We start from the raw sequence: 21,236 nt of genomic DNA, 5'->3' as shown, positions 1-21,236 counted from the left end.
AGCGCGCACGGTGGCGTTTTTCATTCTGCCGTCAGGCCGCGGCTCAGGCGCCCGCCTTGACGGGCCGCCCGTGCCAGCGCAGCACGAGGTAGCGGCCGGCGAAACACAGCACGCCCGAGATGCCGATCGTCACGCCCATCGCGAACGGCGTGCCGTCCGCGAGTGCGCCGATCGCGACGCTCGCGAGCGCGCCGAGCGCCAGCTGCATCGCGCCGAACACCGCCGCCGACGCGCCCGCGTTGTGCGGATAGCGATGCATGAGGTCGGTCGTGCAGTTCGCGGACAGGATCCCGACCACGCCGACGACGAAGAACAGGCACACGACGATCGACCACAGCCCGCCCCACCCCGTCAGCGCGACGAGCGCGACCGCGAGCGATGCGATGCAGCTCACGAGCGACGCGGCCGCGATGATGCGCAGCGAGCCGATGCGGCCGACGAGCCGTGTGTTCGCGAAGTTGCCGATCATGATGCCGACGACGTTCAAGCCGAACAGCAGCCCGTAGTGCTGCGGCGACACGTGGAAATACTCGATGTACACGAACGGTGTGGCGGTGATGTACGAGAACATCGACGCGAACGCCATGCCGCCGCACAGCATGTGCCCCCATGCAACGGGATCGGACAGGATGCGCCCATACGACGCGAACGACGCGAGCACGGCCGCGCTCTTGCGCCGCTCCTTCGGCCAGGTTTCGGGCACGCGCAGGTACGCGGTCGCCGCGCACACCGCGCCGAACACGGCCAGCACGACGAACACGCCGCGCCAGCCCGAGAAACGCAGGATCTGCCCGCCGATCAGTGGCGCGAGCAACGGCCCGACCGCCGTGACGATCGCGACCATCGACAGCACCTTCGCCGCGTCGGTCGGCTCGTGCGCGTCGCGCGCGATCGCGCGCGACAGCACCGACGCCGCGCCGGCGCCAAGCGCCTGCAGGAAGCGCACGAGGATCAGCATGTCGATCGACGTCGACACGAAGCAGCCGATGCTCGCGAGCGTGAACAGCGCGATGCCGCCGAGCAGCACGGGACGGCGGCCCCACGTGTCGGACAGCGGGCCGTACAGCAGCATGCCGACCGAGAAGCCGGCCATGAAGCTCGTCAGCGTGCGCTGCGCGGCGCCAGGGCTGACGGAGAAGCCGTCGGCGATCGACGGCAGGCTCGGCAGGTACATGTCGGTAGCGATCGGCCCGCAGGCGGCGAGCGCACCGAGCAACAGGATCAGCCGGGCATCGGGCCGGCGCCGGACGACGTGGGACATGGGTATCCGGAATGGAGCCCGCACGCATCGGGGCGCGCGTGGCGATGAAGACGGGAGGCCGCGCCGCGAACGGCGCGCTCAGGCCCATGATTGTACGCGCAACTTTTTTACGTGCCGCCGGTGCGCGTGCGCGGCCGGCCTGAAAGCAGCGGTGCGGTGCCCGCCGCGCGGGATCGCGAGCGGGGATTCGATTAAGCTTGCAGCTCCTTGCCTCTCTCGTCTGACCAATTCGACGCACGACCGAACCGATGACCGCTTTCCTGCTGATCTGGAGCCCCAAGAAATGGCCGTGGCCCGACCTGCCCGACGTCGCCGCGCGCGTGAAGGCCGGCGAGGCCGTACATGACGTGTGGGGCTGCGGCTTCGCGCGCGGCATCCTGCCGGGCGACCGCGTGTTCCTGCACCGCGTCGCGAAGGAGCCCAAGGGCGTGTTCGGCTCCGGCTACGTGACGCGCGCACCGTACGAGGTGCCCGATGCGGCGACGAAACGCGGCTACCGGCTGTGCATCGACTTCGTATACGACTGGCTGGTCGACGCGCACCAGGACGTCGTGATCGCACGCGACGCGCTGCGCGTCCATCCGTATTCGGTGCAGACCTGGGATGCGCAGAGCTCCGGCACGGTGATCAAGCCGATGGTCGAAGGCCCGCTCGAGAAGCGCTGGGCCGAGCTGACCGGCAAGCGCAAGCCGCCACCCTTGCCGGATCGATAACGGGGCCGAATCGCCCTCCTCCCTCCCGGCCCGATCAATCCTTCACGTGCCGAAAGGCCGCAGACCGCACCGCAGGCCCGCCGCGCGCGTCTCCGGTACAATCGGACGATCGTTCCGCCCAGGCGCCGCGGCCCGTGCACAGGCCCCCGCGCCCTTCTCTCGCAGGTTTCGCCCATGTCCAACAATCAGATCCTCTTCGAACGCGCCCAGAAGACCATTCCCGGCGGCGTCAACTCGCCGGTGCGCGCATTCCGTTCGGTCGGCGGCACGCCGCGCTTCGTCGCGCGTGCGCAAGGCCCGTATTTCTGGGATGCCGACGGCAAGCAGTACATCGACTACATCGGCTCCTGGGGCCCGATGATCGTCGGCCACGTCCATCCGGAAGTCCTGTCGGCCGTGCAGAACGTGCTCGCCGACGGCTTCTCGTTCGGCGCGCCGACCGAAGCCGAGATCGAGATCGCCGAGGAAATCTGCAAGCTCGTGCCGTCGATCGAGCAGGTGCGGATGGTGTCGAGCGGCACCGAGGCCACGATGAGCGCGCTGCGTCTCGCGCGCGGCTTCACGGGCCGCAGCCGCATCGTCAAGTTCGAGGGCTGCTACCACGGCCACGCGGACAGCCTGCTCGTGAAGGCCGGCTCCGGCCTGCTGACGTTCGGCAATCCGACGTCGGCCGGCGTGCCCGCCGACATCGCGAAACACACGACCGTCCTCGAATACAACAACGTCGCCGCGCTCGAAGAAGCGTTCGGCGCGTTCGGCGACGAGATCGCCGCCGTGATCATCGAGCCGGTCGCGGGCAACATGAACCTCGTGCGCGGCACGCCCGAATTCCTGAACGCGCTGCGCGCGCTGTGCACGAAGCACGGCGCCGTGCTGATCTTCGACGAAGTGATGTGCGGGTTCCGCGTCGCACTCGGCGGCGCACAGGCCTACTACGGGATCACGCCCGACCTCACCTGCCTCGGCAAGGTGATCGGCGGCGGGATGCCGGCTGCCGCGTTCGGGGGCCGTCGCGACATCATGGCCCACCTCGCGCCGCTCGGCGGCGTCTACCAGGCCGGCACGCTGTCGGGCAACCCGATCGCGGTCGCCGCGGGCCTGAAGACGCTGCAGCTGATCCAGGCGCCCGGCTTCTACGACGCGCTCACCGCGCAGACGAAGCGCCTCGCCGACGGCCTCGCGGCCGAAGCGCGCGCGGCCGGCGTGCCGTTCGCGGCCGACTCGATCGGCGCGATGTTCGGCCTCTACTTCGCCGAACGCGTGCCGACCAGCTTCGCGGAAGTGACGAAGAGCGACACCGAGCGCTTCAACCGCTTCTTCCACCTGATGCTCGACGAAGGCGTGTATTTCGCGCCGTCCGCGTACGAGGCCGGCTTCGTGTCGAGCACGCACGACGACGCGGTGATCGACGCGACGCTCGCGGCCGCGCGCCGCGCATTCGCGGCACTCGCTGCCTGACCCGGGTCCGCGCGCATGTTCTCGGATATCGATTTCGCCCACATGCAGCGTGCGCTCGCGCTCGCCGCGCGCGGCATGTATACGACGGCGCCGAACCCGCGTGTCGGTTGCGTGATCGTCAAGGACGGCGACGTGATCGGCGAAGGCTTCACGCAGCCGGCCGGCCAGGATCACGCGGAGGTGCAGGCGCTGAAGGACGCACGCGCGCGCGGCTACGACGTCGCAGGCTCGACCGTCTATGTCACGCTCGAACCGTGCAGCCATTTCGGCCGCACGCCGCCGTGCGCGAACGCGCTGATCGACGCGCGCGTCGCGAAGGTCGTCGCGGCGATGGAAGACCCGAACCCGCAGGTATCGGGGCGCGGCCTCGGGATGCTGCGCGACGCGGGCATCGACGTGCGCTGCGGGCTGCTCGCACATGAAGCCGGCGAGCTGAACATCGGCTTCGTGTCGCGGATGACGCGCGGCCGCCCGTGGGTACGGATGAAGACCGCCGCCTCGCTCGACGGCCGCACCGCGCTGCCGTCCGGCGAAAGCCAGTGGATCACCGGCGAGGCCGCGCGCCTCGACGGGCACGCATGGCGTGCGCGCGCCTGCGCGATCCTCACCGGCATCGGCACCGTCCGCGAAGACAACCCGCTGCTGACCGTGCGCGGCATCGACACGCCGCGCCAGCCGCAGCGCATCCTGGTGGACAGCCGCCTCGACCTGCCGCTCGACGCGCGGCTGCTCGAGGGCGCGCCGCTGCTGATCTTCTGCGGCCGGCTCGATGCGGCCGGCGAAGTCCGCGCGAACGTGCTGAAAGCGCGCGGCGCGGAAATCGTGCCGCTCGCGAACGCGCACGGCAAGGTCGACCTGCCCGCGATGCTGGCGGCGCTCGGCGCGCGCGGCGTCAACGAACTGCACGTCGAGGCGGGCCACAAGCTGAACGGCTCGCTGCTGCGCGAACAGTGCGTCGACGAACTGCTCGTCTACCTCGCGCCGAGCCTGCTGGGCGCCGATGCGGCTGGCATGTTCGATCTCGCGGCGCCGGCGAGCCTCGAGGCGCGCACGCGGCTGTCGTTCCACGGGTTCGAGCGGGTCGGCGACGATCTGCGGATCCTCGCGCGCTTCACACCGTCCGACGCCTCTCACTGAACGGAATCGCCACCATGTTTACCGGCATTGTCGCGGCCGTCGGCCGTATCGAATCGATCCAGCCGCTCGGCGCGTCGGCCGATGCGGGCGTGCGCCTGACCGTGCTGGCCGACGGGCTCGACCTCGCCGATGTCGCGCTGGGCGACAGCATCGCGATCCAGGGTGCGTGCATGACGGTAATCGAAAAGACCGACGCGTCGTTCGACGTCGACGTGTCGCGCGAAAGCCTGAACCGCACGGTCGGCCTCGCGGAGCCTGGCGAGGTGAATCTCGAGAAGGCGTTGCGCGCGCACGACCGCCTCGGCGGGCATATCGTGTCGGGCCATGTGGACGGCCTCGGCACCGTGTCGCGCTTCGCGCCGGTCGGCGAGTCGCACGAACTGCGCATCGTCGCACCACGCGAGCTCGGTCGCTATCTCGCGTACAAGGGGTCGATCACGGTCAACGGCGTGAGCCTGACCGTCAACACGGTCGGCGATCGCGCGGACGGCTGCGAGTTCTCGATCAACCTGATTCCGCACACGGTCGAGGTCACGACGCTGCGTCACGTGAAGACCGGTGACAAGGTCAATCTCGAAGTCGACATGATCGCGCGGTACGTGGAGCGAATGCTCAGCACGGCCCGGGACGAGCATCAAGCATCGAAGTAATTCGGCTTGGCGCGAATCGCGCGAATCGACCGCCTGCCTTCGCGCCCCACCGCTCGCCAATTGGCGTTTTCCGAATGGTCTTTCGTGGGTCTGGCATTTTCTGCGTGACCCAACATGAGTCACGGCAGGTGAAACGAATACCCGGAACGTTTCCGAATAGTTGTAAATCGTTCAAGCATTTTGAACGGCCAGCCGGTTAATCGCCGGCCCTCACCTCGGGAACTGCGGCTTGCCGTCACGGCCAGCGGCTCGCACGCCCGACGACCGCCCATTTCGAGACGCCGGCGCCGCGCTCATTTCATTAACGGCAGCGATTATTCGCGTCTGTCATGAGCGTTGCGTGCGCAATAAACAGTAATACTGTCTTGCCGGATATGTAACCTGTGTAACGAGATCAAATTGTAAGCTGACGCTTTACCATGTCGCGAAGCCTCAGGCTTCGTTTCGTTGCAAGGCTCAGCGATGATCTCCGAAGGCAATGCGATCCGCTCGCTGCGCACCGGCGTCAAAGCGGAACAAGGTGCGCGTGCATCCGCTTCGTCGGTCCGGCGGGCAGTCAATACTTTTTTCAAGCTGCTTTACCGCTATACGCATTCGCGCGCGTGGCGACACAACGAGCGCCTCGCGCACGGGGTCGCGCTCGAACGCGATGAAGCCGGGCGACTCGTCGGCATGTGCATCCGCGGACGCCGCATCGCGTGCGCCAATACCCAGATGGCATCCGCGCCCGCCCTGCGCCACGCTGGGCAGGCATGTCATCTCATCGCCACCGGCCCGTCCGTCAACACCATCGATTACCGCGCGCTGCACATGACGCACGTGCTGGGCGTGAACGGTGCCATCGCACTCACCGAGCGTCAGGGTGTCAGTTTCGACTACTACTGCATCGTCGATACCGGCTTCGTACGCAATCGGCCCGATCTCGTCGAGCGCGTGATCGGCGAGCCGCTCACGCTGTTTGCCACGCCCCACGTGCTCTGGCACATCGCCGAGCGCATCGGCGTCGAGCGCATCCGCTGCCGTGTGTTTCTCCTCGACGACATGCTCTTTCCCGCCGGCCGCCGCGCGCCGCGTGCGCGCGAGCTGCGCACGACGTACGACACACAGGCGCTCGCACTGTTCGACACGCCGAAGCCGCTCGGCTTCAGCCTCGACCTGCGGTGCGGTGTCTTCGACGGCCGAACGGTCGCCTATACTGGCCTGCAAGTACTCGCCGCGCTCGGCTTCACACGCCTCTATCTGCACGGTGTCGACCTCACTGACGCGAAGCGCACGCCCCGCTTTTACGAGGAATCGGCGTCGACCATGCAGCCCAGCCATCTCGACGAAAATTTCCCCGGCTTCATCGAGCCGTCGTTCCGTCATGCATCGGCGCTGCTGACACGCCGCGGCGTCGACGTACGCAATCTGTCGATGGAAAGCGCGCTCGGCGAGGACATCTTCCCGAAGCTGCGCTGGCAGATGCTCGCGCAAGCGGGCATGGGCGACGCGATGCCCGCAACGATGCCGACTTTCACCCCTGCACCGGCCCCCGAATCCGCGCGCGCCCCAGCGTCACGCACGCGCTGACGAACGAGCATGCGCGTCGTCCATATCTCGAATACGCCGGTGGCGGGCAGCCCCGGCAACATCGTCGCCGCGCTTAACCGGCACACCGACATCGAGGCGCGCCACATAGTGTTCAACGCGTCGGCCTACGGCGCGCGCACGTTTTCGGTCGATATCGACTGGCACACGCAGCGCGACATCGCGCTGGCAGCCATCGACGCCGCCGACGTCATTCATCTGCACCAGCACTTCTCGTTCGACGAGACGTTCGGCGCCGATTTGCCGCAGCACTTCGGTGCACGCAAGCTCATTCGCCAATACCACTCCGCGCCGTCGCTTTGGGCAGGGCAGGATGCCGACCGGCTCGCGCGCATCGTCAACGAGCCGATCCCGCAACTCGTGATCGCGCAGGGGCCGGAGCGCTACTATCCGTTCGCGCGCGTGGTGCCGAATCTGGTGCCCATTCACGACGCACGCTACCTGCCCGGGCCCGAATCCGAGGACGGGCCGCCCGTGGTCGTCTACTCGCCGAGCGGCAGCCGCAGCGCGTGGAAGACGCGCTGGGAAACCAAGGGCGCGCCGCAAACGCTGGCATTGCTGCGTCGGCTCGAGCGCAAGGGCCTGTGCCGCGTGCGGACGATCGTCGACACGCCGCACGACGCGTGCTTGCGTCTGAAACAGTGCGCCGCGCTGGCCGTCGACGAATGCGTGACCGGCAACTATCACCTGAGCGGACTCGAATCGCTGTCGCAGGGCAAGCCCACCCTCGGGCATCTCGACGCGCGCGTGCAGGCACAGTTACGCGCGATGACCGGGGCGACGGAGCTGCCGTGGGTGGACGTGCGGCTCGAGGAGGCGGAGCCGGTGCTGCGCGCGCTACTCGCCGACAAGCGCCTGCGCGACGAGGTCGGGCAGGCGTCGCGCCGCTGGATGGAAACGCACTATGACGATCGCACGCTCGTCGAGCACTATAGACGCGCGTATCTCGACCTGTTCGACGCGCCCGAGCGCTTCGGCGTGCCGCGTTTTCGCACGCACGCCGAGCAGTGGACGGCGGTGGCGCTGCACGACCATGCGTGGCGCGAACGGCGGCGCGTCGGCATGTCATGGTGGCAGCATGCCGCCGACTCGGCCAAACGATTCGTGAAAGGCCGAGCCGTCTTGCGTTGAGCGGCGAGCCGAAACCCGCTACGCCCTTCCCGCTGCGCGCCCGCTCAAACCGCCAAGAGGCAGCACCGTCGGCAGCGAGGTCGACATGTGAATCGCACTGCCAGCGGCGACGATTCCCGCCCGCGCCCAGACCTTCGTGTCGTCGCCTCCCGCGCGCGGTCGACAGCGCCGGAACTCATCTCCGGCCAGGCCTGTCTATCCGCTTCCGCCGACCCGACAAGGAGCTTGCGTGACGGCCGTCCCTTCCGATCCGCTGCAACGGCGCCGCTTCACGGTCGACGATCTGCTGTCGCTCGACACCTTCCAGCGCGACTACGGTCGCACCTGCGCGTTATCGCCCGACGGCGGCTCGATCTGCTTCGCCGTCGTCCGCCCGATGGCCGACGCGCTCCGCTTCGACCGCGCCTACCTCGGCGGGCTCGATCGGGCCGAACTCTACCTGTTCGAATTCGCCGGCCGCACGCTGCGCCGGCTGGCCGGCGACGGACGGGCCGGCCGGGCGTGCGGCTCGCCGTCGTGGTCGCCCGACGGGAAGCGGATCGCGGCCATCACGCTGTCGGCCGACGACGACGCCGTACACGCCGTGCTGATCGACCCGGCGACCGGGGCTGTGACGCCGATCACGACTTCGCGCAACCTCGACCTGTCTCCGTGCGACCGCGACGGGCCGTTCACCTGGCTCGCCGATGGCCGTGTCGCGCTGCCCCTGCTGGCCGAACGCGCGACGCCCACGATGGCGAACCTGCACCGCCGACTGTTCGGGAACGCACGCCGCGCCTGGGAGGCCAATGCCGCCGGCCGGCGACCGACGGCCGATGTGCTCGACAGTGCGTCGTTCGGCGACGAACCCGTCGAGCCCGTGCGCGACTGGTGGGCGTTCGATCCCGCCACCGGCACGCTGTCCGCGCTGTCGCCGGAAGCATGTGCTGCGGCCGGACTGGCACATGGGGCGGTTGCGGACACGCCGCCGGCCGCGCCTGACACGCACGACGCCGACGCGCCGCCGGACCATAGCGGCGGGCGCCGCGAACGCGTATCGGCGGAGACGGGGCGCCCGTATGCCGCCTTCATCGAACACGGCCGCGACGCGACCCGCCTGACGGTCCGGCTGGCGGACTCGCGCGATTCGACGCTGGCATTCGAGACGAATCGCCAGTTGGCCGGCATCGCGACCGGTACGACGCACCGGCTTGCCTGCCGTGGCGCGGAACCGGGCCGGCAGCGCTTCGTGGACGTCCTGCTGCCGCCGGATTTCGCGGGCGCGCCGGTGCCCGCGGTCGTCTGGGTCTATCCGCACGAAAAAGTCGCGCCCCATCCGCACCTGTTTCATGAACCGGACTGCCCGTTGCCGTTCAGTTTCCAGCCGTTCGCCGCGCATGGCTTCGCCGTCATCGACGTCAACATGCGGGACGTGCTCGGCGAAGCACCGGCGACGATGGCGGACAGGATGCTCGACGACGTCCTGGCGGCCGTCGACGCGGCGGCCGACGCCGGATACGTCGACCGCGACCGGCTGCATCTGTATGGCCAGAGCCTGGGGGGCTGGGCGACGATGATGCTGCTCGCCCGCACGCCGATGTTCCGCTCGGGCGTGTCCAGCGCCGGCATCAGCGACGCGGCGGCGCTCTACGCGTCGCTCGACGCGCGCCTGCGCTACGACACGGGCCACGACACCCGCCCCGAGCGTTTCTCGCTGATCGGCAAGCTGCTGGCCGACAACAGCTGGAACATCGACGCGCCGCCGTGGCTCCGCCCGGACGCCTACCACGCGATCAGCCCGATCCTGCATGCGGCGCACATCACGACGCCGCTGCTGCTCATCCACGGCGACGCCGACTACGTGCCGCTCGAACAAAGCGAACGGATGTTCGCGGCACTGACGCAACTCAAGCGCGACGTGCGGCTCGTCCGCTACTGGGGCGACGACCACGTGCCGCAATCGCCCGCCAATATCGCCGATCGGTATCGGCAGATGATTGGCTGGATGCAGCGTGCTTGACCGGATCCGGCGGTGGGCACCCCGGCCGGCCCGCCGGCACCATCGGCCGATTGGCCAACGACGCGCACGGGTCATGCCGTCGCGCTAAGATGCGTCGACAGCGGTTTCAACGCCGCAACGCACGACGTGCCGCGTACCGGCCGCCCTCTTCTTCAAGGAGTCGTCCCCATGTCCATCTCGATGTACCAGGCTTCCCTGCCCGTGCTGATCCGTGGCCTGACCAACCTGCAGCACATCCTCGGCAAGGCGCAGGCGCATGCAGCCGAAAAGCAGATCGACCCGTCGGTGTTCGTCGGCGCCCGCCTGTACCCGGACATGCTGCCGCTCGTCCGCCAGGTCTACATCGCGACCGACACGGCCAAGGGCTGCGCCGCGCGTCTCGCCGATGTCGAGATCCCGAGCTACCCGGACGTCGAGCAGACCTTCGACGAGCTGCACGCACGCATCCAGAAGACGATCGACTACCTGAAAAGCTTCGACGCCGCGCAGATCGACGGCAGCGAGGCGCGCCAGATCGTGCTGAAGATGCGTGTCGGCCCGATCGAGTTCACCGGCCAGTCATACCTGCTGAATTTCGTGCTGCCCAATTTCTTCTTCCACGTGACGACCGCGTACGACATCCTGCGTCACAGCGGTGTCGAACTCGGCAAGCTCGACTACCTGGGCGGGCGCGACCAGCACGCCTGACCCACGGCCCGGGCAAAGCCCGGCACCGCCCCGCACCCGCGTGCAGGCACCGCGCGGCGGCCCCGTCAGGCCTGCCGCGCAGGCCGGCCGGGGCGCTTTCCGGAGCGCTCGCCGGCCGCGCGCGGCCCATGCCAGCCGAAAGGTCGTCCGGCTGGCGTAAAATACGCACTTTCCTCTTTCTCGCCCCCTTATGACGCTCGCCTCCACGCTCGACATCATCGCCGAGCTGAAAGCCGGCCGGATGGTGATCCTGGTCGACGAAGAAGACCGCGAAAACGAGGGCGACCTCGTGATCGCCGCCGAATTCGTCACGCCGGAAGCGATCAACTTCATGGCCAAGTATGGCCGCGGCCTGGTTTGTCTGACGTTGACGCAGGAACGCTGCAAGCAGCTGCACCTGCCGCTGATGACCTACCGCAACGGTACGCAGTACGGCACCGCCTTCACGGTCAGCATCGAAGCGGCCGAAGGCGTGACGACCGGCATCTCGGCCGCCGACCGCGCGCACACGATCGCCACGGCGGTCGCGCACGACGTGCGCCCCGAGCACATCGTGCAGCCGGGTCACGTGTTCCCGATCATGGCGCAGCCGGGCGGCGTGCTCGTTCGTGCGGGCCACACCGAGGCCGGTTGCGACTTCACCGCGCTCGCGGGCCTCACGCCGGCCGCGGTGATCTGCGAGATCATCAAGGACGACGGCACGATGGCGCGCCTGCCCGACCTGATCGAGTTCGCGCAGGAACACAACCTGAAGATCGGCACGATCGCCGACCTGATCCAGTACCGCAGCCGCACCGAATCGATCATCGAGCGCATCGCCGAGCGCACGATGCAGACCGCGCACGGCACGTTCCGCGCGGTGCTGTACCGCGACCAGCCGAGCGGCTCGCCGCACATCGCGCTGGTGCGTGGCGAACCGTCGCCCGACGTCGATACGCCGGTGCGCGTGCACGAGCCGCTGTCGGTGCTCGACCTGCTCGAAACGGGCGTGTCGACGCACTCGTGGACGCTCGATGCCGCGATGCGCGAAATCGCGGAGCGCGACCTCGGCGTGATCGTGCTGCTCAATTGCGGCGACACGAAGGAACACCTGATCGACGTCTTCAAGGCGTTCGACGAGGAAGAAAAGGCCGCTGCACTCAAGCGCCGGCCGGTTGATTTCAAGACGTTCGGCATCGGCGCGCAGATCCTGCGCGATGTCGGCGTCGGCAAGATGCAGGTGCTGTCGAATCCGCGCAAGCTGGGCAGCATGTCCGGCTACGGCCTGGAAGTCACGGGCTTCATTCCGATGCCCGGCGGCGAAGCCAAGTCCTGCCCGGCGTCCAACGCGTAACCCGCCACGACGCTTTCGCCCTATAACCGTTCATCCACACCACGGACAAGATCATGGAAATCGGACAATACCAACCGAATCTCGAAGGCGACGGCCTGCGTATCGGCATCGTGCAATCGCGCTTCAACGAGCCCGTGTGCAACGGCCTCGCCGACGCGTGCGTCGAGGAACTGGAACGCCTCGGTGTCACCGGTGAAGACGTGCTGCTCGTGTCGGTGCCCGGCGCGCTGGAAATCCCGCTCGCGCTGCAAAAGCTCGCGGAAAGCGGCCAGTTCGACGCGCTGATCGCGCTCGGCGCGGTGATCCGCGGCGAGACCTACCACTTCGAACTCGTGTCGAACGAGAGCGGCGCGGGCATCACCCGCATCGGCCTCGACTTCAACCTTCCGATCGCGAATGCGGTCCTGACGACCGAAAACGACGAGCAGGCCGTCGCGCGCATGACCGAAAAGGGTCGTGACGCCGCACGCGTCGCCGTCGAGATGGCCAACCTGACGATGGCGCTCGACCAGCTCGGCGATGACGACGAGGAAGAAGAAGACGAAGACGACGAAGAGGAGCGCGCATGAAGAAGAGCGCCCGCCGACAATCGCGCGAGCTGGCGACGCAGGGGCTGTACCAGTGGCTGCTGTCGAACGCGTCCTCCGGTGAGATCGACGCGCAGCTGCGCGGCGCGCTCGGTTACGACAAGGCTGACAAGGATCTGCTCGAAGCCATCCTGCACGGCGTGATCCGCGAGCACGCCACGCTCGTCGAAGCGCTGACGCCGTCGCTGGACCGCCCGATCGACCAGTTGTCGCCGGTCGAACGCGCCGTGCTGCTGATCGCGACTTTCGAGCTCACGCACCACGTCGAAACACCGTACCGCGTGATCATCAACGAAGCTGTCGAACTCGCGAAGACGTTCGGCGGCTCCGACGGCTACAAGTACGTGAACGGCGTGCTCGACAAGCTCGCCGCGAAGCTGCGCCCCGCCGAAACGCAGGCGCGCCGCAACGGCTGATTCCGTTGGTCCTGAACGGGCGCGCATGCGCCCGTTTTTTCTTTTGTCTCGCCTCCCTCGCCCTGCCCGCCCGATGAATACCGCCACCGATTCGCTCGTCAAACTCGCCGCACGCGTCGACGCGATCCAGCCCTTCTACGTGATGGAATTGATGAAGGAGGCACAGCGTCTGGAGTCTTCCGGGTGCGATGTTATCCACATGGGCATCGGCGAGCCGGATTTCACCGCGCCGGAGCCGGTCGTCGAAGCCGCCGCGGCCGCGCTGCGCCGCGGCGTCACGCAATATACGAGCGCACTCGGCATTGCGCCGCTGCGCGAGGCGATCGCCGCGCACTACGCGCGCGCCTACGGCCTCACGATCAGCCCGGAACGGATCGTCGTGACGGCCGGCGCGTCGGCCGCGCTGCTGCTCGCTTGCCTCGCGCTCGTCGGGCGCGACGACGAGGTGCTGATGCCCGACCCGTCGTATCCGTGCAACCGGCACTTCGTTGCCGCGGCCGAAGGCCGCGCGGTGCTCGTGCCGAGCGGCCCCGACGCGCGCTTCCAGCTCACCGAGGACGACGTCCGCACGCGCTGGGGCGACCGCACACGCGGCGTGCTGCTGGCCTCGCCGTCGAACCCGACCGGCACGTCGCTCGAGCCGGACGAACTGAAGCGGATCGTCGAAGCCGTGCGCGCACGCGGCGGCTTCACGATCGTCGACGAGATCTACCAGGGGCTCAGCTACGACGCGGCGCCTGTGTCGGCGCTGTCGTTCGGCGACGACGTCGTCACCGTGAACAGCTTCTCCAAGTATTTCAGCATGACGGGCTGGCGGCTCGGCTGGCTGGTCGTGCCGCCCGCACTGGTCGGCACGTTCGAAAAGCTGGCGCAGAACCTGTTCATCTGCCCGTCCGCGCTTGCGCAGCACGCGGCACTCGCGTGCTTCGAGCCGGCCGCACTCGACATCTATGAAGCGCGCCGGCTCGAATTCAAGCGCCGCCGCGACTTCATCGCCCCGGCGCTCGAACGGCTCGGCTTCACGGTGCCCGTGATGCCGGACGGCGCGTTCTACGTGTATGCGCACTGCGGCGGCGTCGCCCACCCGGCGGCCGGCGACAGCGCGGCGCTCACGACGGCGATGCTGCACGACGCGGGCGTCGTGCTGGTGCCCGGCATGGACTTCGGTGTCCATGCGCCGCGCGACTATATCCGCCTGTCCTACGCGACCGCCTACTCGCGGCTCGAGGAAGCGGTCGATCGGCTCGCGACGCTGTTCGGGCAGCACTGACACGCGGCCGGAGCGGCGGCTTCTCCGCGCACCGCAAAAAAAGAAAAGGCACCCGGATCGGGTGCCTTTTTCATGTCCTGCAGGCCAGAGCCGTGCGGTCAGTTACCCCCGCACGTTACGCGCCAAGCTCCGAATGATCCGCGTGCGACTGCTTCGCGGTATCGACGCTCGCGTCGTCCTGCGACGCGGCGTCCTTCGATGCCGTCGACTTCGCCGACGTCGTGGTTTCGAGCGTCGCATGCACGCGCTTCGCACCGCCCGCTGCTGCCGTGACGGCCGCGGCCGTCACGATCGGCTTCGCCGGCGCCTGCGGCGCATTGACCGGCACGCTACGACCACGCGCGACGTCCCGCAGGCGACCTCGCTCGGCCATCACCTTCGAACCGTAGCCATTATCTTCGGGGTTCGTCGAGCCGTTGTACATGCGCAGGCCGGTCGCGAGCGAGCCGCCACGTGCGATGCAGTCCTTCAGCACGAGTGCGCCGACCTGGAGGTTCGCGAGCGGCTGAAGTGCGGTATCGGTGCCGCCGAAATACTCGAACTTGTCGGAGTGGACCTTCGACATGACCTGCATCAGGCCCTTCGCGCCGACGCCGCTTTCGGCGTACGGGTTGAAGCCCGATTCGATCGCCATCACGGACAGCAGCAGCAGCGGATCGAGGCCGACGTCACGGCCGGTCTGGAACGCAGCCTTGACGAGCTGGCCGAGCGGCTCCTGGGCGACGCGGTAACGGCGCGACAGGTAGGTCGCGACGAGCGCCTGTTCGCGATTCGATGCGAGCGCACGGTCGTCGCGCGCATCAGCCGCGACGCGCTGGGTCGGGATCAGTTTGGCCAGCGCGACGGGCGACGGACCGTTACGGGCCGGATCGGACGCATCGCCCTGGGCGGCGGCGGCTTCCGGTGCGACGTCGAGGCCGACCGCAAGCGCGTCCGTTTCGGGGCTGTCTTCCTGCTGCGGCTGCGCGCCGGCAGGCGCGAAGTTCGGCAGCGGATGGCCGGTCAGCAGACGGGCCGGGCCGGCTTGCACGGCCGCGGATACGACCGGCATCAGCTTCGCGGCGAGCGTGCCGCGGACGGTTGGCAGCAGCCACAGTGCGAGCGCAACTGCGACAGCGAAACAGCCGACAACGCTGAATAGATGGTGACTGACACGCGTCCCACGACGCAGCATGCTGCGCACGAATTGCGCATGCTGCTCGCTAGGACGCCACGATAACCAAGCGTTCATTCAGATCATCTCCCATGAACATGACTCGTGCGGCTCGCTCAGCTCGATGGCGAGACAGGTAACGCGCCGCGGAATCACGACGCCGCACGCTTTGGTTGGGGCGTGCAAGCATCGGGGAAACGGTATAAGTACCGTTCGAGGCCACGGTGTAAGAGGGCCGGCACCTTCGCACACTGGGCGAGGCGGGCATACGCGGTGGCACCCACGCAAAAAACCAGCGTCTGGTGGCGCTGGCCGAGACTACGACTAAGGCCGTCGGATACGCCGTGCAGGTTTCGGCGGACGGTGACGCGCTGCGTCAAAGATCGGTGATTGGCGGCTCGAAGCCTTTTACCCTGCAGCCAATGTGAGCGGATTCTAGCAGGGTTTTATAGATCGTCAACACTATAGAACCTTGAAATTATAACAAAAAGTAATTTAGCGTCACTCTTCAGATCGCCAGCCCCATGCCGTAGAGGGGTTGCGCGCGGTCGACTTTTTTCTCCGTCGGGCAGGCATGCGGCGGCGCGGGTAAAATCGTCGGTCGATTCGGGGCCGCAGCCGGCCGCTGCGCCCGCCCATCGCTGCCCGCCTTGCGGGTGGCCCGGACCATCTTCATGAAATACAAAGACTTACGCGATTTCATCCAGCGCCTCGAGGCGCTCGGCGAACTGCGGCGCGTCACGCAACCCGTGTCGCCCGTGCTCGAAATGACCGAGCTGTGCGACCGCGTGCTGCGCGCCGGCGGCCCCGCGCTGCTGTTCAACGCGCCGCCCGGCTACGACTTCCCGGTGCTCGGCAACCTGTTCGGCACGCCGCGGCGCGTCGCGCTCGGGATGGGCGTCGATGCGGGCGACGATGCCGCGCTCGACTCGCTGCGCGATCTCGGCCGCCTGCTGTCCGCGCTGAAGGAACCCGATCCACCGAAGAGCCTGAAGGACGCCGGCAAGCTGCTGTCGCTCGCGAAGGCCGTGTGGGACATGGCGCCGAAGTCGGTGTCGTCGCCGCCGTGCCAGGAGATCGTCTGGGAAGGCGCCGACGTCGACCTGAACCGGCTGCCGATCCAGACCTGCTGGCCCGGCGATGCGGGGCCGCTCGTCACGTGGGGCCTGACGGTCACGCGCGGGCCCAACAAGTCGCGGCAGAACCTCGGGATCTACCGCCAGCAACTGATCGGCCGCAACAAGCTGATCATGCGCTGGCTCGCGCATCGCGGCGGCGCGCTCGACTTCCGTGAATTCGCGCTGCAGAACCCCGGCAAGCCGTATCCGGTCGCGGTCGTGCTCGGCGCCGATCCGGCCACGACGCTCGGCGCGGTGACGCCCGTGCCCGATTCGCTGTCCGAGTACCAGTTCGCCGGCCTGCTGCGCGGCAGCCGCACGGAGCTCGCGAAGTGCCTGACACCCGGCGTCGACACGCTGCAGGTGCCCGCGCGCGCGGAGATCGTGCTCGAAGGCTTCATTTATCCGCAGGAAGGCACGCCCGCCCCCGCTCCGGCCGGCGCACCGCCGCGTCCGGCCGGCAACGCGTCGGCCAAGTACGAGCACGCGCTCGAAGGCCCGTACGGCGACCACACCGGCTATTACAACGAGCAGGAGTGGTTCCCGGTGTTCACCGTCGAGCGCATCACGATGCGCCGCGACGCGATCTACCACTCGACCTACACGGGCAAGCCGCCCGACGAGCCCGCGGTGCTCGGCGTCGCGCTGAACGAAGTGTTCGTGCCGCTGCTGCAGAAGCAGTTCACCGAGATCACCGACTTCTACCTGCCGCCCGAAGGCTGCAGCTACCGGATGGCCATCGTCCAGATGAAGAAGAGCTACGCGGGCCACGCGAAGCGCGTGATGTTCGGCGTGTGGAGCTTCCTGCGGCAGTTCATGTATACGAAGTTCATCGTGGTCGTGGACGAGGATGTGAACATCCGCGACTGGAAGGAAGTGATCTGGGCGATCACGACGCGCGTCGACCCGGTGCGCGACACCGTGATGGTCGACAGCACGCCGATCGACTATCTCGACTTCGCGTCGCCGGTCGCCGGCCTCGGTTCGAAGATGGGGCTCGACGCGACCAACAAGTGGCCCGGCGAGACCAACCGCGAATGGGGCCGCCCGATCGAGATGGATGCCGCCGTGAAGGCGCGCGTCGACCGGCTCTGGCAGGAGATCGGACTCTGACGCCATGGGCCGGCGCCCGCCGGCCCATGGACTGCCATCGCTACAAGTACAAGACAACGACGATGACCTTTCCACCCGCCTCCATGCTGTCCGACGGCTTCTTTCTGTCGCTGTCGCTGTGTCTCGACATCGGCCTCGTGAACGTCGCGATGCTGTCGCTGACGCTGTCGCACGGCTTCCGGCCGGGCTTCTGGCTCGGCATCGGCTCGTGCGTCGGCGATCTCGTCTACGCGGCGCTCGCGCTCGCGGGGATGGCCGTGCTGCTGCAGTTCGAGCCGGTACGCTGGATCGTGTGGATCGGCGGCGGCGCCGTGCTGCTGTTCCTCACGTGGAAAATGGCGCGCGAAGCGCTCGCGCCCGCCAAGGCGTCCGGCGACGATGCCGAGGACACGCCGCAGCCGCGCGCCAGCGCGCGGCGCAGTTTCCTGCGCGGGATGCTGCTCGCGATGTCGTCGCCGAGCGCGATCCTGTGGTTCGCGGCGGTCGGCGGCGCGCTGATCGCGAAAGCCGGCGCGACCACGCCGGCCACCGCGTCGGTGTTCCTGTCGGGCTTTTTCCTCGGCGGCCTCGCGTGGACGCTCTTCATGTGCACGCTCGCGAGCCAGGGCCGCAAGCGTGCGGGCGCCGGGCTGATGCGCGCGTGTCACATCGCGTCGGCGCTGCTGTTCGCGTATTTCTCGTACAGCGTGATCGTCGGCGGCTACCGCGACCTGATCGTGCACGCGGTGTAATCGCAGCCGGCCTGCCCGGGGCCGCTCATCGCGGTCGGGCAGCGGCTCCAAAGAAAAAACGGCGCAGCGCCCCTCGCGGGACGTTGCGCCGTTTTGCCACGCGCGGCTAGGCCGCGCGGCACGAATCAGCGACGCCAGTAGCCGTGATGGCCCCAGCCGCCGTAACCATGGCGCCAGTACGGGCGACCGTAGTAGCCACCATAGCCGCCGACGACCACGGCGGGCGGCGGTGCATAGTAGGCCGGCGCCGGTGCGTAGTACACGGGCGGAGGCGGCGGCGCGTAGTACACGGGCGGCGGCGGTGCATAGACGGGATACGCGGGCGCGACCGGGATACCGATGCCGACCCCGATCGACACGTGAGCCTGCGCAACGCTTGCGGCACCCAGGCCCAGCGCGGCGGCGGCGATGAACGGAATGAGCTTTTTCACTTCGATTCTCCTGCTGGAGCGGTATTTTATGCGCCCCTGTCGGCAACGGCGGGCATGCACGTCGCATGGAAGCAATGTAGCGAAAACCCGCCCCTCGCGTATCGTGCATTTGTTGCAAATTGCAATCGCACGCGGCCAGAGCCGCCGTGCGGCGTGGCTTGCAGCGCCTGCGGCGACCCTTGCGGGTCGCGCGATTCCGTCCGACGAGTCGGGTCGCTACATCATGGCCGGTCAGTCTTACCGGATACGGCGCGCATGGCGGGCACGCGACCGTAATGAACGATTACAAATTTGAGACAAGATGCCGACATTTCAAGCGGGATACGGGCGCGATATGTTTCGGGGTCGGATTCAACGATCGTGATTCGACCGTAACGCCGGGCGCCGATACACGCGTCGATCGCGCCGTATACCGGTCATCCACACACGTGTCCATGCGGAAATGGCCCTTTCGCGGCCCCGCCGTCATTCCTGCGATACTGGCGGTTGCTTCGTTTTCGCTTACGTTCGCTGCCATGTCCCTCCCCGACCCACCCCGCCTCGGCTTCATCGGCGCCGGCCGTCTCGCGCGCTGCGTCGCGCAGCGCTTTGCGCAGGCCGGCTTTCCGGTCGTCGCGATCGCGAGCCGCACGCCGGCATCGGCCGCCGCCCTCGCCGCGCGCATCGACGGCTGCCAGGCGGTCGACACGCCGCAGCAGGTCGCCGATACCGCCGACCTGATCTTCCTGACGGTGCCCGACGACCATCTCGCGTCGACCGCCGCGGCGCTGCACTTCGACACGTCGCGCGCGGCGCAGCAGGCCGTCGTTCACTGCAGCGGCGCGTCGGCGGTCGCGCTGCTCGATCCGGCAAAACGGCAAGGCGCGGCCACCGGCGGCTTCCATCCGCTCTACCTGTTCGGCGGCACCGACGCCGACCTCGCCCGCATCGACGGCTGCTCGGTCACGATCGAAGCCGATGGCGCGTTGCATGCGACGCTGATGCGGCTTGCTGCCGCACTCGGCTGCCATCCGCTGTCGATTCCGGCCGGCGGCCGGATGCTCTATCACGCGGCCGCGCACTACGCGGCGAGCTTCGCGCTGTGCGGGCTGGCGGAAGCGGTCGAGCTGTGGCGCGGTCTCGGCTTCGACGAGGAAGCCGCGCTGCGCGCGCTGCTGCCGATGCTGGCCGGCACGATCGAGACCGCGCGCGACAAGGGCCTCGCGAACGCGCTCTCCGGCCCCGTGTCGCGCGGCGATACGGGCATCGTCGAACGCCAGTTGGCACTGCTTGAAACGCGCGGCGGCGATCACGCGACGCTGTACGCGCTGCTGACGCGCCGCGCGGTCGCGCTCGCGGCGCAGCGCGCCACGCCGCCGGCGTCGCTGCCGGCGCTCGCCGAAGCCGTCGAAACGTCGCTCGCGCGCACCGCCGCGCACCCCTCCCCGTCGCGAGACGAGGCGTGATAAGGTGTCGGCCGATGCGCCGCCATCCGGCGTTGGCGGCCGCACGCTACTGAGCTACTGACTGTATAAAAAGGATGCCAACGATGTTCGGCGAGATCGCCCGTTTTCTGCTCAATACCGTCTTCACGCTGTTCGGCGCCGCACTGATCCTGCGCGTCTGGATGCAGGCCGTCCGCGTGCCGCCGTACAACCCGGTCACGCAGGCCGTGCTGCAGGCAACCAACTGGCTCGTGCTGCCGCTGCGCCGCGTGATCGCAGGCGTACGCGGCATCGACTGGGCCAGCGTCGTCGCCGCGCTGCTCACCGCGCTCGTCTACGTCGTGCTGATGGTCGTGATGGCCGGCTTCGATCCGGCCTCGGTGATCGCGACGCTCGTCGTGGTCGCGCTGCTCACCGTCGTGAAGTGGGCGCTCAACCTCGTGATCTGGATGACGATCCTGATGGCGCTGCTGTCGTGGCTCAACCCGCGCTCGCCGGCCATGCCGATCCTCTACCAGCTCACCGCGCCGTTCCTGAACCCGCTGCGCCGCATCATCCCGAACCTCGGCGGCATCGACCTGTCGCCGATCCTGCTGTTCGTGATCGTGCAGGTGCTGCTGATGATCGTCACGCGCGCCGCCGTGTCGCTGACGATGTTCGGCATCTGACGCTGTCGTCCCCTATGCCGCCGGCGCTTGCGCCGGCGGTGCGCCGAGCGTGTCGATCACGCCGAAGCGCGCCGGCATCATCGCGTAGCACACCCGCACCTTCTCGTGCGACAACCGCTCGAGCAAGCGCTGCGCCTCGTCCTCGGTGACGATGAATTCGATCTCGATCGCGAGCGAACCCTGCAGTTCGAAGAAGCGGTCCTCGTGCAGCACGCGATGCTGGCCGAAACCGGCCATCGCGCGAAACGCGGAACCGCCCGCGACGCCCATCCGGTTCGCCTCCTCCAGCAGCCATTCCCACAACGGTTTCCAGTGCAGCCGGTGCTTCTCGTGCACATAGAAGCGCAGGAAGATCTTGTCCATCGCACC

Annotated in this window: 21 protein-coding genes; 16 read left to right on the top strand and 5 right to left on the bottom strand. The window is 68.1% G+C overall.

Going from position 1 to position 21,236, the window contains the following annotated elements; translation table 11 throughout:
- Nucleotides 1-43 precede the first annotated feature (43 nt).
- Nucleotides 44-1,261 carry a Bcr/CflA family multidrug efflux MFS transporter gene (locus QZM67_RS29360; protein ID WP_043181712.1) on the bottom strand — a complete coding sequence of 406 codons (1,218 nt, stop codon included), beginning with the start codon at nt 1,259-1,261 and terminating at the stop codon, nt 44-46.
- 248 nt (nt 1,262-1,509) lie between these two features.
- Between QZM67_RS29360 and QZM67_RS29355 the strand changes: the two genes are divergently transcribed.
- The 12 genes from QZM67_RS29355 to QZM67_RS29300 all read left to right on the top strand — a co-directional run bounded on the left by QZM67_RS29355 (nt 1,510) and on the right by QZM67_RS29300 (nt 14,229).
- Nucleotides 1,510-1,974 carry a hypothetical protein gene (locus tag QZM67_RS29355; protein WP_089430736.1) on the top strand — a complete coding sequence of 155 codons (465 nt, stop codon included), beginning with the start codon at nt 1,510-1,512 and terminating at the stop codon, nt 1,972-1,974.
- A gap of 174 nt (nt 1,975-2,148) precedes the next feature.
- The gene (gene hemL / locus QZM67_RS29350; protein WP_301808734.1) at nt 2,149-3,432 is read left to right on the top strand and encodes a glutamate-1-semialdehyde 2,1-aminomutase; all 1,284 of its coding nucleotides are present in this window, start codon (nt 2,149-2,151) and stop codon (nt 3,430-3,432) included.
- A gap of 15 nt (nt 3,433-3,447) precedes the next feature.
- Entirely contained in the window at nt 3,448-4,569 is a 1,122-nt protein-coding gene (gene ribD, locus QZM67_RS29345) for a bifunctional diaminohydroxyphosphoribosylaminopyrimidine deaminase/5-amino-6-(5-phosphoribosylamino)uracil reductase RibD (RefSeq protein ID WP_043181709.1), read from the top strand.
- 14 nt (nt 4,570-4,583) lie between these two features.
- Nucleotides 4,584-5,219: a riboflavin synthase gene (locus QZM67_RS29340; RefSeq protein WP_301808733.1), complete on the top strand. Its 636-nt coding sequence runs from the start codon at nt 4,584-4,586 to the stop codon at nt 5,217-5,219.
- Nucleotides 5,220-5,681: 462 nt separating this feature from the next.
- Nucleotides 5,682-6,788 carry a hypothetical protein gene (locus QZM67_RS29335; RefSeq protein WP_301808730.1) on the top strand — a complete coding sequence of 369 codons (1,107 nt, stop codon included), beginning with the start codon at nt 5,682-5,684 and terminating at the stop codon, nt 6,786-6,788.
- A 9-nt stretch (nt 6,789-6,797) separates the two neighbouring features.
- Entirely contained in the window at nt 6,798-7,937 is a 1,140-nt protein-coding gene (locus tag QZM67_RS29330) for a hypothetical protein (RefSeq protein ID WP_301808729.1), read from the top strand.
- A gap of 229 nt (nt 7,938-8,166) precedes the next feature.
- The gene (locus QZM67_RS29325; protein WP_301808727.1) at nt 8,167-9,936 is read left to right on the top strand and encodes a prolyl oligopeptidase family serine peptidase; all 1,770 of its coding nucleotides are present in this window, start codon (nt 8,167-8,169) and stop codon (nt 9,934-9,936) included.
- A 168-nt stretch (nt 9,937-10,104) separates the two neighbouring features.
- Nucleotides 10,105-10,623 (top strand): DUF1993 family protein, encoded by a 519-nt coding sequence (locus tag QZM67_RS29320; RefSeq protein ID WP_085039677.1) that lies wholly within the window; start codon nt 10,105-10,107, stop codon nt 10,621-10,623.
- A 190-nt stretch (nt 10,624-10,813) separates the two neighbouring features.
- Nucleotides 10,814-11,956, top strand: a complete 1,143-nt coding sequence (ribBA, locus tag QZM67_RS29315) for a bifunctional 3,4-dihydroxy-2-butanone-4-phosphate synthase/GTP cyclohydrolase II (RefSeq protein ID WP_043181701.1) — start codon at nt 10,814-10,816, stop codon at nt 11,954-11,956.
- A gap of 53 nt (nt 11,957-12,009) precedes the next feature.
- Complete coding sequence (ribH, locus tag QZM67_RS29310) at nt 12,010-12,525, top strand: 6,7-dimethyl-8-ribityllumazine synthase (protein ID WP_089450082.1); 516 nt, start codon at nt 12,010-12,012, stop codon at nt 12,523-12,525.
- The gene (nusB, locus tag QZM67_RS29305; RefSeq protein WP_175025621.1) at nt 12,522-12,959 is read left to right on the top strand and encodes a transcription antitermination factor NusB; all 438 of its coding nucleotides are present in this window, start codon (nt 12,522-12,524) and stop codon (nt 12,957-12,959) included. The genes ribH and nusB overlap by 4 nt, the downstream gene beginning before the upstream one ends.
- A 73-nt stretch (nt 12,960-13,032) precedes the next feature.
- A complete protein-coding gene (locus tag QZM67_RS29300) occupies nt 13,033-14,229 on the top strand; it encodes a pyridoxal phosphate-dependent aminotransferase (RefSeq protein ID WP_301808724.1) in 1,197 nt (398 codons plus the stop codon).
- Nucleotides 14,230-14,344: 115 nt separating this feature from the next.
- On the opposite strand, the gene QZM67_RS29295 is transcribed toward QZM67_RS29300, so the two are convergent.
- Both QZM67_RS29295 and QZM67_RS29290 read right to left on the bottom strand, forming a co-directional pair.
- Entirely contained in the window at nt 14,345-15,460 is a 1,116-nt protein-coding gene (locus QZM67_RS29295) for a lytic transglycosylase domain-containing protein (protein WP_043181694.1), read from the bottom strand.
- Nucleotides 15,461-15,890: 430 nt separating this feature from the next.
- Entirely contained in the window at nt 15,891-16,085 is a 195-nt protein-coding gene (locus tag QZM67_RS29290) for a hypothetical protein (RefSeq protein ID WP_301808721.1), read from the bottom strand.
- Between QZM67_RS29290 and QZM67_RS29285 the strand changes: the two genes are divergently transcribed.
- Entirely contained in the window at nt 16,057-17,613 is a 1,557-nt protein-coding gene (locus QZM67_RS29285; RefSeq protein ID WP_301808720.1) for a UbiD family decarboxylase, read from the top strand. The genes QZM67_RS29290 and QZM67_RS29285 overlap by 29 nt on opposite strands.
- 62 nt (nt 17,614-17,675) lie before the next feature.
- Nucleotides 17,676-18,344: a LysE family translocator gene (locus tag QZM67_RS29280; RefSeq protein ID WP_089450667.1), complete on the top strand. Its 669-nt coding sequence runs from the start codon at nt 17,676-17,678 to the stop codon at nt 18,342-18,344.
- Between the two features lie 125 nt (nt 18,345-18,469).
- On the opposite strand, the gene QZM67_RS29275 is transcribed toward QZM67_RS29280, so the two are convergent.
- Complete coding sequence (locus QZM67_RS29275; protein WP_043181688.1) at nt 18,470-18,775, bottom strand: hypothetical protein; 306 nt, start codon at nt 18,773-18,775, stop codon at nt 18,470-18,472.
- A 515-nt stretch (nt 18,776-19,290) separates the two neighbouring features.
- Here QZM67_RS29275 and QZM67_RS29270 point away from each other — a divergent pair.
- Complete coding sequence (locus QZM67_RS29270; RefSeq protein WP_301808717.1) at nt 19,291-20,220, top strand: Rossmann-like and DUF2520 domain-containing protein; 930 nt, start codon at nt 19,291-19,293, stop codon at nt 20,218-20,220.
- Nucleotides 20,221-20,303: 83 nt separating this feature from the next.
- Nucleotides 20,304-20,867, top strand: coding sequence for a YggT family protein (locus QZM67_RS29265; protein WP_039371016.1), 564 nt, complete (start codon nt 20,304-20,306; stop codon nt 20,865-20,867).
- A 12-nt stretch (nt 20,868-20,879) separates the two neighbouring features.
- On the opposite strand, the gene QZM67_RS29260 is transcribed toward QZM67_RS29265, so the two are convergent.
- The gene (locus QZM67_RS29260) at nt 20,880-21,230 is read right to left on the bottom strand and encodes a DUF190 domain-containing protein (protein ID WP_043183075.1); all 351 of its coding nucleotides are present in this window, start codon (nt 21,228-21,230) and stop codon (nt 20,880-20,882) included.
- Nucleotides 21,231-21,236: the final 6 nt, after the last annotated feature.

It is taken from the genome of Burkholderia sp. AU45251, assembly GCF_030482905.1.
GTDB lineage: Bacteria > Pseudomonadota > Gammaproteobacteria > Burkholderiales > Burkholderiaceae > Burkholderia > Burkholderia aenigmatica.
The sequence above is the reverse complement of the archived record's forward strand: the minus strand, read 5'-3'. Positions and strand labels throughout refer to the sequence as shown.